This is a genomic window from Klebsiella sp. GFKo11, assembly GCF_056490265.1.
In genome coordinates this window covers 940,672-953,735 of sequence record NZ_CM151369.1, presented here as the reverse complement: position 1 = coordinate 953,735, position 13,064 = coordinate 940,672, and the positions used below count along the sequence as shown (strand labels likewise).

The window sequence follows — 13,064 nt, the reverse complement described above, 5'->3', positions numbered from 1 at the left end:
CTATTTTTGGCGATTTTGCGCCACGAAATCCGCCGTCGACATCGCTGACGGACGTCGACGCAAACGTTCTCTTTGGCCAGAACTTACCACCGATACCGGGAGTAAACCATAAGCTCAATCAGGACATCACATTAGCTTATGACTAAAATCCGTCGATGAGCCTACAGAGTTATCAACTGAATTAAAGCGATAGATGCCACATAAAAACAATGTCATGAACCTTACAGGCAGATGGTAATGATATTTTATGCGAAATTACGTACCTAATTTCTATAACAAAAAAAAGGTAACATTAATAAAACTAATGCGAAAAAAGAGGTGAGATTAGATTATTTCAAATGAGTGGGGAGACCCGGCGCGATGGCCGGGAGAGAGAAGTGTGATGGGCTTAACGTAACCAGGCAGGAAGGTCGTTTAGCCCCATTGCCTGACGGATAAGCTGCGGCTTCACACCGGGCAGCGTGTCCGCCAGCTTAAGGCCGATATCGCGCAGCAGCTTCTTCGCCGGATTGCTGCCGGAGAACATCTCGCGAAAACCCTGCATTCCTGCCAGCATCACTGCGGCGCTATGCTTGCGGCTGCGCTCATAGCGACGCAGATACAAATGCTGACCAATATCTTTTCCCTGCGCATGCAGGCGTTTGAGCTCGTCAATCAGCTCGGCGGCATCCATAAAGCCAAGATTGACACCCTGCCCCGCTAACGGATGAATGGTGTGAGCAGCATCGCCAACCAGCGCCAGACGATGGGCGGCGAACTGACGCGCATAGCGGCCCGTCAGCGGGAAAACCTGGCGTTCGCTTTCCACCGAGCACAGGCCAAGGCGGTTATCGAAAGCAATATTCAGCGCCTGGTTGAAAGCGGCTTTGTCCGCCTGCTGCATCCGCTTCGCGTCTTCAGGAGATAGCGACCAGACAATAGAGCAGAGATGCGGATCGCTGAGCGGCAAGAACGCCAGAATTCCTTCGCCGTGAAACGCCTGACGCGCAATCGCTTCGTGCGGCTCTGCGGTACGAATAGTGGCAACCAGCGCATGATGATGATAATCCCAGTAAGTCAGAGGAATATCGGCTTTGTTGCGCAACCATGAATTGGCACCGTCAGCGCCAACCACCAGCCGGGCGGTTAACATGCTGCCGTCCTGCAGGCTCAGAAAAGCCTCGTTCTCGCCCCATGCGACCTGCTGCAGTTGAGCCGGGGCCAGCAGGGTGACATCGGAACAGCGCTGAGCTTTCTGCCACAGGGCATGGTGCACCACAGCGTTTTCGATAATATGCCCGAGGTGGCTGAATCCCATGCTCTGGTCATCAAAGCTGATGCGACCAAAACTGTCTTTGTCCCACACTTCCATACCGTGGTAGCGGCTGGCGCGCTGGGCGACAATATCCTGCCAGACATCCAGTTTGCTCAGCAGCTTCTCGCTGGCGGCGTTAATCGCCGATACCCGCAACGCCGGCGGCGCATCCATATCCAGCGGCTGAGGAGTTGCCTGTTCCAGCACCGCCACGCGCAGCCCACTCCCCTGCAAACCGCAGGCAACCGCCAGGCCCACCATCCCACCGCCAACAATGGCGACATCAACACTTTGCACGTTTAACTCCTTAACGGGGGACCCAACCGAGGGTACGCTGCGCCAGCGCATCTCGCGCCGGGGTAAATAATTCCATCGCCATCAGGCCCAGATTGCGCCCCGCGACCAGCGGCGCCCAGCGATTGGCGAACAGATGCACCAGCCCGTCAGTCACACCAATGGTGGCAGCTTTATCATCGGCACGCCGCGCCTGATAGCGACTCAGAAGTGAATAATCACCCGAGTCCTGACCAGCGGCCTGCGCCTGCGCCAGCATTTCCGCCAGGCTCATCACATCGCGCAGACCGAGATTAAAACCCTGTCCGGCAATAGGATGTAACGTTTGTGCCGCATTGCCGACCAGCGCCAGACGATGCGCAACCGTGCGGGTGGCCGAAGTCAGCGATAGCGGATAAACGCTGCGCTTTCCGGCATGGGTAATTTGACCGAGTCGCCAGCCAAACGCTTGCTGAAGCTCATGGCAAAAACGTTCGTCAGACCAGCTCAGTACCTCTTCTTGCCGCGACTGCGGATGACACCACACCAGCGAGCAGCGCCCCTGCGACATCGGCAGCATCGCCAGCGGGCCGTGTTGGGTAAAGCGTTCGAAGGCGCGGCCGTTGTGAGGCAGGGCGGTGCTAACGTTGGCAATAATTGCCAACTGTTCATAGGGTTGCTGCTGCCAGCTAATGCCACAACGAGCCCCCAGAGTGGAGCGAGAGCCGTCGGCCGCCACCAGCAGTTTACCGTGGAGAACCTCGCCGCTGTCCAGGGTCAGGCTTACGCCCTCCTCGCAGCGGCTGACGTCTTCAACTTTTGCCGGGCAGTGCAACGTAATGCCCGGCGCTTTGCGCAGTTGCGCAAACAAGCGCTGGCCCACATCGTGCAGCTCAACCACCTGGCCTAATGCCGCCAGACCATACTCCTGAGCATCGAGCGTCACAAAGCCCGCATGACCGCGATCGCTGACGTGGACACGCTGAATAGGCGTAGCGCAGTCGGCAATCTCTTGCCAGATACCCACCCGAGCCAGCTGTTGGCAGGTGCCGGCGGCCAGGGCGATAGCGCGGGCATCAAAGCCCGAATGCTGCGCGGATTCCGGCGCTGTCGCTTCCACCAGATGCACCGGCAACGTGCCGCTGGTGAAGCGAGAAATGGCTAACGCCAGCGTCGCGCCGGTCATTCCGCCGCCAACGATCAGCACGCTCATAGCTCGCGCGCCGCCGCCATCAGCGCCTCAATATCATCGGCTTTTTTCACTACGCCTGCGGTGAGATTTTCATTGCCGTCTTCGGTGATAACAATGTCATCTTCGATACGAATGCCGATACCGCGATACTGAGCCGGAACATCGGCATCCATCGCAATATAGAGTCCCGGTTCGATGGTCAGCACCATACCCGGTTCGAGGATGCGCGAACGGTCTACGTCATAGTTGCCGACATCATGCACGTCGAGGCCAAGCCAGTGGCTCAGACCATGCATAAAGAAAGGACGATGGGCGTTGTTGGCAATCAGCTCGTCGATATCCCCTTTGAGGATCCCCAAACGCGCCAGGCCAGTAATCATAATCCGCACGACCTGCTGATTAACCTCGTGAATTGAGGTGCCGGGACGATAGAGCTTCAGCGAGGTTTCCAGCGATTCGAGGACGATATCGTAAATCTCGCGCTGCGCCGGGCTGAACTTGCCGTTAACCGGGAAAGTTCGGGTGATGTCGCCCGCGTAGCCGCGATATTCACAGCCTGCATCGATCAATACCAGATCGCCGTCGCGCAGTTCACATTCGTTTTCAGTGTAGTGCAGGATGCAGCCATTTTCGCCGCCACCAACGATGGTGTTGTAGGAAGGGAAGCGTGCACCGTGGCGGTTGAATTCGTGAAGGATTTCGCCTTCAAGGTGATACTCAAACATGCCCGGGCGACATTTTTCCATGGCGCGGGTGTGGGCCAGCGCGGAAATTTCACCAGCTCGCCGCATCACCTCAAGCTCTTCCGCCGACTTAAACAGGCGCATTTCATGCACCATCGGCCGCCAGTCAATCACCGAGTTCGGCGCTTGCAGATTCTGACGCACGCCTTTGCGCAGTTTTTCCAGCGCGTTAAACACGATTTCGTCTGCGTAAGCGTATTCACCCTGTGCAAAATAAATAGCATCAAGGCCGTTAAGTATCTGGAATAGTTGCTGATTGATTTCACTAAATGCCAGGGCGCGATCGACGCCGAGTTTTTCCGGCGCAGCGTCCTGACCAAGACGACGACCAAACCAAATTTCCGCCGTCAGATCGCGGACGCGGTTAAACAGTACGCTGTGATTATGCGTTTCGTCGCTTTTAATCAAGATAAGGAGCGCTTCTGGCTCGTTAAAGCCGGTGAAGTACCAAAAGTCGCTGCTTTGCCGGTAGGGATATTCCGAATCTGCGCTGCGTACCGCTTCCGGTGCTGCGAAAATTAGCGCTGCGCTGCCTGGCTGCATCTGTGCCAGCAGAGCCTGGCGACGAGAGAGAAATTCCTGCTGAGTCATGACGCCCCCTGAACGATTTAATCAATGATTAGTGTAATGTCGGCTTTTGAACTTCCGGCGCAGTAGGCTTTTGCGTAGAGAAGGTATCGTGGCATAGCAGCGCGGCAACGCGTACGTACTCGATAATCTCTTCGAGGGACATTTCCAGCTCTTCCTGGTCTTCATCCTCGTCGTAGCCTAACTGGGCAATGTTGCGCAGATCGTCGATGGCTTCGCCGGTTTCATCTTTGACCTTATCTAACTTAGGCTGCGTCACGCCCAACCCGAGCAGAAAATGGTTCACCCAACCCGCCAGCGCATCGGCGCGATCGAAAACGCTCACCGCGTCTCCATCCGGCAAATAGAGCTGGAACAGAAAGCCGTCATCTTCCAGCGCATCGCTGGTGGCGGAATGCATGTTACGCAGCGCCTGTGCCAGCTCATGACCAAAAGCAAGACCTTCGTTGGTCAAGTCATGTACCAACGGCTGCCAACTGCTGTCTTTATTGCCACCGCACAGGACCCCGCTGATCAAACCGTGCATTTCGGCAGGGGTTAATCCCACCCCTTGTTGGTTCAGTAACTGGTCTACGTCGTTGTAACCAGGCATTTCGTTCTGTATAGACATGCGCATTCGTCATCGTTGGGAGGAATTCATGATATGCTACCACTTTGGACCCTGGTGAACCAGAATGGGGCTTGTATCTTCATTCCAGGGTAGCTATAGTGTCGCCCCTTCGCAGACCCGGGCAGGGCGTGAAGGCAGCGCAGTCAATCAGCAGGAAGGTGGCATGTCTGCACAACCCGTAGATCTCCAAATTTTTGGCCGTTCACTACGAGTGAATTGCCCGCCTGAACAAAGGGATGCCTTAAACCAGGCAGCTGACGACCTGAATCAGCGGTTGCAAGATTTAAAAGAACGCACTAGAGTCACAAATACTGAGCAGCTGGTTTTCATCGCCGCGTTGAACATCAGCTACGAATTGGCTCAGGAAAAAGCGAAAACCCGCGACTACGCCGCCAGCATGGAACAGCGTATTCGGATGCTTCAGCAGACCATCGAACAAGCGTTGCTTGAGCAAGGTCGCATAAGTGAAAGACCCGGGCAGAAGTTTGAATAACACTTTGCATTTAACTGTGTTAGAGTAATCGCAAGAACAAAATTTCTCTGAGATGTTTGCAAGCGGGCCAGTCCCCTGAGCCGATATTTCATACCACAAGAATGTGGCGCTCCACGGTTGGTGAGCATGCTCGGTTCGTCCGAGAAGCCTTAAGACTGTGACGACACATTCACCTTGAACCAAGGGTTCAAGGGTTACAGCCTGCGGCGGCATCTCGGAGATTCCCTTCTTTATCGTTCCATCCCCCCAGTTTCATTTTCGGCTTTTGCCGCCTGGTGTATTACACTTGCTTCGTTCGTCTCCTTTGCTCTCGTAACGCTTTTCAGGCAGCCCGGTATGACTCAAATTTCAGATATCCCACTAAGCCGACAACAAATTCGCCAGCAGACTCGCCTGCGCCGACGTGCATTAACGCCAGAGCAGCAAACGCAGTTTGCGCTTCAGGCCGCTGACCGAATGATGGCCTATCCACCGGTTTTACTGGCGCATACCGTGGCAGTGTTTCTCTCATTTGATGGAGAACTGGATACACAACCGCTGATTGATCAGCTGTGGCGGGCGGGTAAACGGGTTTATCTTCCGGTGCTCCACCCTTTCAGCCCGGGTAATCTTCTGTTTCTGCACTACCATCCGAGCAGCAACCTGGTAGTGAATTGCTTGAAAATCCGCGAGCCAAAGCTTGATGTGCGCGACGTCCTCCCCCTTAGCCAACTGGATGTGCTGATTACGCCGCTGGTGGCGTTTGATGCCGTCGGACAGCGACTGGGTATGGGCGGTGGATTTTATGACCGGACGCTGCAAAACTGGCGGCAGTATCATCTACAGCCGGTCGGCTACGCCCACGACTGCCAGCAGGTCGAAGCGTTACCAACGGAGCAGTGGGATATCCCGCTGCCCGCAGTGGTTACGCCAGCAAAAACCTGGCTCTGGTAGAGCGTCGGCCCCATTGACATTGCTTTTTTTTTAACCTAAATTCTCGGGTAAAGGGTGAGGGAGGCGAACCTCCCTCCTGCTTCCTCTCTGTTAATATACCGGCCAGGCAATGATTAACAAGATAAGCAACATGATGAATAGTCTCATCATCGTCCCTTTCCTTTTAGAGCCCCTGCTTCGGTAGGGGCTTTCCCGTTTCAGCCTCATGCTGCGCCCTTATCGTAATTCCCTTTCTTTCAGGCACAACGACATCTATCGGCTTTAATCGCCGTTTACGGCAAGCCTCGCAAAGAGTTTGTAGGAGCGCGGGAAATTTCAGAAATGAGGAGTTCGGAAAGGAAAAGGGGCAGGTCAAAACCTGCCCGCTGACAAAAATGATTAGAACAACAGACGTGCGCGAATCGTACCTGGAATAGCTTTCATTGCCTGCAGCGCCTGCTGCGCGACATCTTCTTCCGCTTCAATATCAATAACCACATAGCCCATCTGCGGGGTGGTTTGCAGATACTGGGCCGCGATGTTAATGCTCTGAGCGGCAAAAATCTGGTTGAGAGCAGTCAGTACGCCCGGACGGTTTTCATGGATGTGCAGCAGACGGCGACCGCCGTGCAGCGGCAGCGACACTTCCGGGAAGTTAACCGCAGAAAGCGTTGAACCGTTATCGGAGTACTTCGCCAGCTTGCCAGCCACTTCCAGGCCGATATTTTCCTGTGCTTCCTGGGTTGATCCGCCAATGTGCGGAGTCAGGATCACGTTGTCGAATTCGCACAGCGGCGAATTGAACGGGTCGGTGTTGGTCGCCGGTTCAGTCGGGAATACGTCAATCGCTGCGCCCGCCAGGTGTTTGCTTGCCAGCACATCGCACAGCGCCGGGATATCAACCACGGTACCGCGAGAGGCGTTAATCAGCAGTGCGCCCGGTTTCATCAGCGCCAGTTCTTCTGCGCCAATCATGTTCTTGGTGGAGGCGTTTTCCGGCACGTGCAGGCTCACCACATCGCTCATATTCAACAGATCAGAGAGATGCTGAACCTGAGTGGCATTACCTAATGGCAGTTTGCTTTCAATATCATAGAAATAAACGTGCATTCCCAGCGATTCTGCCAGAATACCCAGCTGGGTACCGATATGACCATAGCCGATAATACCCAGTTTTTTGCCGCGCGCTTCAAAGCTGCCGACAGCCAACTTGTTCCAGACACCACGGTGCGCTTTGGCGTTTGCCGCCGGTACGCCACGCAGCATCAGCAGCAGTTCGCCGATCACCAGTTCAGCAACAGAGCGGGTATTTGAGAACGGCGCGTTAAACACCGGAATACCGCGTTTTGCCGCCGCATTTAAATCAACCTGATTGGTACCGATACAGAAACAACCGACCGCAACCAGCTTTTCCGCCGCCGCGAAGATCTCTTCAGTCAGGTGAGTACGGGAACGCAGGCCGATGAAATGGGCATCACGGATCGACGCTTTCAGCTCTTCGCTGTCCAGCGCGCCTTTGTGAAATTCGATGTTGGTGTAGCCTGCAGCGCGGAGGTTATCCACCGCTTTTTGATGCACACCTTCAACCAGTAGAAATTTAATCTTGTCTTTTTCCAGTGATACCTTAGCCATTTCCCCGTCCTGTTTTTGTCTTATCTGATGTCGTGCGGAACGAAAGTTCTTCTCAGCAACATATCAAAAAAAACTATTGCGGCAATATGAACGTTTGCGTCGACGACCTGAAGAAATATCACACAGAGGGAAATGACAGGACAAAACACCAGAAAGTAAAAGAAAGGTAGATTGTTAATGACACCAGCCGCATAAATGTGACAGAAGTCACCAAAATCGTCCTGACAAAAAAATATTTACGAGGGAGCCATTCACTCCCCCTGATCAGACTATTTAGTGATAGTTTTTACACCATCGGCGGTTCCGATCAACGCCACGTCAGCGCCACGATTGGCGAACAAACCAACGGTAACGACGCCAGGAATGCCGTTAATCGCATTTTCCAGCGCGATAGCATCCAGAATCTCCAGGCCAAATACATCGAGGATCACGTTGCCGTTATCGGTCACCACGCCCTGACGATATTCCGGACGACCACCAAGCTTAACCAGTTCACGCGCGACGGCACTACGCGCCATCGGAATCACTTCAACCGGCAGCGGGAATTTGCCCAAAATATCGACCTGTTTAGACGCATCAGCGATACAAATAAACTTATCCGCGACCGAGGCGATAATCTTCTCACGCGTCAGCGCTGCGCCACCGCCTTTGATCATCTGCATATGGCCGTTGATTTCATCAGCACCGTCAACGTAAACGCCAAGACTATCCACTTCGTTGAGATCAAACACATGGATGCCGAGGCCTTTCAGTTTTTCAGTCGAAGCATCAGAGCTGGAAACCGCGCCTTCAATCTGCCCTTTCATGGTGCCCAGCGCATCAATAAAATGCGCCGCCGTGGAGCCAGTGCCGACTCCAACAATGGTGCCAGGTTGTACATACTGCAATGCCGCCCAGCCTACCGCTTTTTTCAGTTCATCTTGCGTCATGATTATGGTCCGAGATGTGAATTCCTGTGGCGCATTATAGAACATCAAGGGTGCCATTGTCCCTGCGACGGGGATCACACAACTGAGTAGATCATTTTTCGTCTTCATCAAAAACAAATTTATGTCATAGTGCAAGTTAACGAAAAGTACTAGGGGTACGCCAGATCAATGAAACGACCGGACTACAGAACACTACAAGCGCTGGACGCGGTAATCAGGGAACGAGGGTTTGAGCGCGCCGCGCAGAAGCTTTGTATTACACAGTCCGCCGTCTCTCAGCGTATCAAACAGCTGGAAAATATGTTTGGGCAGCCGCTGCTGGTGCGTACCGTCCCGCCGCGTCCGACCGAACAAGGGCAAAAGCTATTGGCCCTGCTGCGCCAGGTTGAGCTGCTGGAAGAAGAGTGGTTGGGCGATGAGCAGACCGGTGCCACGCCGCTGCTGCTGTCATTGGCGGTCAACGCCGACAGCCTGGCGACCTGGCTGCTGCCCGCGCTTTCCAGCGTACTTTCCGACTCGCCTATTCGTCTGAACCTGCAGGTCGAAGATGAAACCCGGACTCAGGAACGCCTGCGCCGTGGCGAAGTGGTTGGTGCGGTCAGTATCCAGCCGCAGGCGCTGCCAAGCTGTCTGGTCGATCAGCTCGGGGCTCTGGACTACCTGTTCGTCGCCTCCAAAGAATTTGCACAACGCTATTTCCCTAACGGCGTGACCCGCTCGGCGCTGCTCAAAGCCCCGGTAGTCGCATTCGATCATCTTGATGATATGCATCAGGCCTTTTTGCAACAGAACTTCGACTTACCACCGGGTAGCGTACCCTGCCATATCGTTAATTCCTCTGAGGCCTTTGTGCAACTGGCCCGTCAGGGGACAACCTGCTGTATGATCCCGCACTTGCAGATTGAGAAAGAGCTGAACAGCGGCGAGCTTATTAACCTCACCCCTGGCCTGTTCCAGCGCCGGATGCTCTACTGGCACCGTTTTGCGCCAGAAAGCCGCATGATGCGCCGGGTCACCGATGCGCTGATCGCTTACGGCCACAAAGTGTTAAGACAAGATTAAGCCTCGCCAGCAGGCCGGATCCATCCGGCCTGCATGACCCACCATCCCTACATCACGTCTTTGAAATACATCACAAAATAAAATATTCCATGCGGCAAAAAACGACGCATTGATGGCTATTTTTTGCTGGCGACAAGGATCGTTAAAAAGCTCACCGTATTCGCAATACCTTATTTTAATTGTGGAATACGGAGCACAAAATGTCAGACTTGCAGGAGTGGCGGACACTCGCCAATAAGGAACTGAGTCGGCGGGAAAAAACCGTTGAGTCTTTGGTAAAACAGACGGCAGAAGGGATTGCCATCAAACCACTGTATACCGAAGCCGACCTCGATAATCTGGAGGTCACTGGCACGCTTCCCGGCCAGGCACCTTACGTTCGCGGCCCGCGTGCCACCATGTATACCGCCCAGCCGTGGACCATCCGTCAGTACGCCGGTTTCTCCACCGCCAAAGAGTCCAACGCCTTTTACCGCCGCAACCTCGCCGCCGGGCAAAAAGGGCTTTCCGTCGCTTTCGATCTCGCCACCCATCGCGGTTACGACTCCGATAACCCGCGTGTGGCGGGCGACGTTGGTAAAGCGGGCGTCGCCATCGATACCGTCGAAGACATGAAGGTGCTGTTCGACCAGATCCCGCTGGATAAGATGTCCGTATCGATGACCATGAACGGCGCGGTGTTGCCGGTGCTGGCGTTTTACATCGTGGCGGCGCAGGAGCAGGGCGTGGCGCCGGAACTGCTTACCGGGACGATCCAGAACGATATTCTGAAAGAGTACCTGTGCCGCAACACCTATATTTACCCGCCGAAGCCGTCGATGCGCATTATCGCCGACATTATCGCCTGGTGTTCAGACAACATGCCGCGCTTTAACACCATCAGCATCAGCGGCTATCACATGGGCGAAGCGGGCGCTAACTGCGTGCAGCAGGTGGCGTTCACCCTCGCCGACGGCATCGAGTACATCAGGGCCGCACTCTCCGCCGGGCTGAAAATCGACGATTTCGCCCCGCGCCTGTCGTTCTTCTTCGGCATCGGCATGGATCTGTTTATGAACGTCGCCATGCTGCGCGCCGCACGCTATCTGTGGAGCGAGGCGGTCAGCGGTTTTGGCGCGACCAATCCAAAGTCGCTGGCGCTGCGCACCCACTGCCAGACCTCCGGCTGGAGCCTGACCGAGCAGGATCCGTACAACAACGTGATCCGCACCACCATCGAAGCGCTCGGCGCTACGCTCGGCGGCACTCAGTCGCTGCACACCAACGCCTTCGACGAGGCGCTCGGTTTGCCCACCGACTTTTCCGCCCGCATCGCACGCAATACGCAGATCATCATTCAGGAGGAGTCGGAGATCTGCCGCACCGTCGATCCGCTGGCCGGTTCTTACTACGTGGAGTCGCTGACCGATCACATCGTCAAGCAGGCGCGGGCCATCATCGAAAAGATCGACGAAGCAGGCGGAATGGCAAAGGCCATCGAAGCGGGCCTGCCGAAGCGGATGATCGAAGAAGCGTCCGCCCGCGAGCAGTCGCTGATCGACCAGGGCAAGCGCGTTATCGTCGGCGTCAACAAGTACAAGCTGGAGAAAGAGGACGAAACGGCGGTACTGGAAATCGACAACGTTAAAGTGCGCAACGAGCAAATCGCCTCGCTGGAACGTATTCGCGCCACCCGTGACGATACGGCAGTAAAATCCGCGCTGAGCGCCCTCACCCACGCCGCCCAGCATAATGAAAACCTGCTCGCCGCCGCCGTTAACGCCGCCCGCGTTCGCGCCACGCTCGGTGAGATTTCCGACGCGCTGGAAGCCGCATTTGACCGTTATCTGGTGCCCAGCCAGTGCGTCACCGGAGTCATTGCGCAAAGCTACCATCAGTCCGACAAATCCGCCGGCGAGTTTGACGCCATTGTTGCGCAAACGGACCAGTTCCTGGCAGAGAACGGCCGCCGTCCGCGAATTCTGATCGCCAAGATGGGCCAGGACGGCCACGATCGCGGGGCCAAAGTGATAGCCAGCGCCTATTCCGATCTCGGCTTCGATGTCGATCTCAGCCCGATGTTCTCCACGCCCGAAGAGATCGCCCGTCTGGCGGTGGAAAACGACGTGCACGTGGTTGGCGCGTCGTCGCTGGCGGCGGGCCACAAAACGTTGATTCCTGAACTGGTTACGGCATTGAAAAAATGGGGTCGTGATGACATTTGCGTCATCGCCGGCGGCGTGATCCCGCCGCAGGATTACGCCTTCCTGCATGAGCATGGCGTAGCGGCCATTTACGGCCCCGGCACGCCGATGCTGGAGAGCGTGCGCGACGTATTGGCGCGGATTAGCCAGCATCATGATTAACGAATCCACCCTTGCTGATGCCATCCGTCGGCTGCGGCTTGGGGAGCGCGCTACGCTCGCCCAGGCCATGACGCTGGTAGAGAGCCATCATCCCCGTCATCAGGCGCTGAGTACGCAATTGCTGGACGCCATTATGCCGTTCACCGGTAACGCCCTGCGTTTGGGCATCACCGGTACGCCGGGAGCCGGAAAAAGCACCTTTCTGGAAACCTTTGGCATGTTGCTAATCCGTGAGGGGTTAAAGGTGGCGGTAATTGCCGTTGACCCCAGCAGTCCGGTTAGCGGCGGCAGCATTCTCGGCGATAAAACCCGAATGGTCGAGCTATCGCGCTCAGACAGCGCGTTTATTCGGCCGGTTCCCTCAAGCGGGCACCTTGGCGGCACAAGCCAGCGCGCTCGAGAACTAATGCTGTTGTGCGAAGCGGCGGGTTACGACGTGGTGATCGTCGAAACCGTCGGCGTCGGGCAGTCAGAGACGGAGGTCGCCCGCCTGGTGGACTGCTTAATCTCGCTGCAAATCGCCGGTGGCGGCGACGACCTCCAGGGCATCAAAAAAGGGATCATGGAGATGGCGGATCTGGTGGTCATTAACAAAGACGACGGTGATAACCGCGCCAGCGTCGCCATCGCCCGCCATATGTACGAATCCGCGCTACATATATTGCGCCGCAAATACGCTGAGTGGCAGCCGCGCGTTCTGAGCTGTAGCGCGCTGGAAAAACGCGGTATAGAAGAAATCTGGCTCGCCATCCTCGACTTCAGAACGGCACTGACCGCCAGCGGAAGTCTGGAAAAACTGCGTCAACAGCAGGCGGTGGAGTGGCTGCAAAAGCAGACGGAAACGGAAGCGCTGCACCAGCTCTTTGCCCGTACCGACTTCGAGCACTACTTCCAGCAGACGCTACAGGCAGTCAAAAATAACAGCCTCTCGCCGCGCACCGGACTGCGGCAGATCAGAGAATTTCTCCAGAATCATTACTTTTAATTCAAG

11 protein-coding genes and 1 other RNA gene are annotated in these 13,064 nt (G+C 55.5%); 6 read left to right on the top strand and 6 right to left on the bottom strand.

Annotated elements, in window-relative coordinates:
* Positions 1-388: 388 nt before the first annotated feature.
* From ubiI to AC07P6_RS04590, 4 genes are read right to left on the bottom strand one after another with little or no spacing between them, the layout of a single operon-like run.
* Positions 389-1,591, bottom strand: coding sequence for an FAD-dependent 2-octaprenylphenol hydroxylase (gene ubiI, locus AC07P6_RS04605; RefSeq protein WP_304253523.1), 1,203 nt, complete (start codon positions 1,589-1,591; stop codon positions 389-391).
* 10 nt (positions 1,592-1,601) lie between these two features.
* Positions 1,602-2,780, bottom strand: coding sequence for a 2-octaprenyl-6-methoxyphenyl hydroxylase (ubiH, locus tag AC07P6_RS04600; RefSeq protein ID WP_478315741.1), 1,179 nt, complete (start codon positions 2,778-2,780; stop codon positions 1,602-1,604).
* Complete coding sequence (pepP, locus tag AC07P6_RS04595; RefSeq protein ID WP_182234885.1) at positions 2,777-4,093, bottom strand: Xaa-Pro aminopeptidase; 1,317 nt, start codon at positions 4,091-4,093, stop codon at positions 2,777-2,779. The genes ubiH and pepP overlap by 4 nt, the downstream gene beginning before the upstream one ends.
* A 28-nt stretch (positions 4,094-4,121) precedes the next feature.
* Entirely contained in the window at positions 4,122-4,700 is a 579-nt protein-coding gene (locus AC07P6_RS04590; RefSeq protein ID WP_478315740.1) for a YecA/YgfB family protein, read from the bottom strand.
* A 163-nt stretch (positions 4,701-4,863) separates the two neighbouring features.
* On the opposite strand from AC07P6_RS04590, the gene zapA reads away from it, so the two are divergent.
* The 3 genes from zapA to AC07P6_RS04575 all read left to right on the top strand — a co-directional run bounded on the left by zapA (position 4,864) and on the right by AC07P6_RS04575 (position 6,126).
* Positions 4,864-5,193 (top strand): cell division protein ZapA, encoded by a 330-nt coding sequence (gene zapA, locus AC07P6_RS04585; RefSeq protein ID WP_110276727.1) that lies wholly within the window; start codon positions 4,864-4,866, stop codon positions 5,191-5,193.
* A 41-nt stretch (positions 5,194-5,234) separates the two neighbouring features.
* Positions 5,235-5,418: non-coding RNA, 6S RNA (gene ssrS / locus AC07P6_RS04580), on the top strand.
* Positions 5,419-5,529: 111 nt separating this feature from the next.
* Positions 5,530-6,126, top strand: a complete 597-nt coding sequence (locus AC07P6_RS04575; protein WP_478315739.1) for a 5-formyltetrahydrofolate cyclo-ligase — start codon at positions 5,530-5,532, stop codon at positions 6,124-6,126.
* Between the two features lie 378 nt (positions 6,127-6,504).
* On the opposite strand, the gene serA is transcribed toward AC07P6_RS04575, so the two are convergent.
* On the bottom strand, positions 6,505-7,737 hold the full coding sequence (gene serA, locus AC07P6_RS04570; RefSeq protein ID WP_112216549.1) for a phosphoglycerate dehydrogenase: 1,233 nt from the start codon (positions 7,735-7,737) through the stop codon (positions 6,505-6,507).
* Positions 7,738-8,006: 269 nt separating this feature from the next.
* Entirely contained in the window at positions 8,007-8,666 is a 660-nt protein-coding gene (gene rpiA / locus AC07P6_RS04565; protein WP_110276730.1) for a ribose-5-phosphate isomerase RpiA, read from the bottom strand.
* A 168-nt stretch (positions 8,667-8,834) separates the two neighbouring features.
* Between rpiA and argP the strand changes: the two genes are divergently transcribed.
* From argP to meaB, 3 genes are all read left to right on the top strand, one after another.
* Complete coding sequence (gene argP, locus AC07P6_RS04560; RefSeq protein ID WP_110276731.1) at positions 8,835-9,728, top strand: DNA-binding transcriptional regulator ArgP; 894 nt, start codon at positions 8,835-8,837, stop codon at positions 9,726-9,728.
* Between the two features lie 200 nt (positions 9,729-9,928).
* Positions 9,929-12,073 carry a methylmalonyl-CoA mutase gene (gene scpA / locus AC07P6_RS04555; RefSeq protein ID WP_478315738.1) on the top strand — a complete coding sequence of 715 codons (2,145 nt, stop codon included), beginning with the start codon at positions 9,929-9,931 and terminating at the stop codon, positions 12,071-12,073.
* Entirely contained in the window at positions 12,066-13,058 is a 993-nt protein-coding gene (gene meaB, locus AC07P6_RS04550) for a methylmalonyl Co-A mutase-associated GTPase MeaB (protein ID WP_478315737.1), read from the top strand. The genes scpA and meaB overlap by 8 nt, the downstream gene beginning before the upstream one ends.
* The last annotated feature ends 6 nt before the right edge of the window (positions 13,059-13,064 follow it).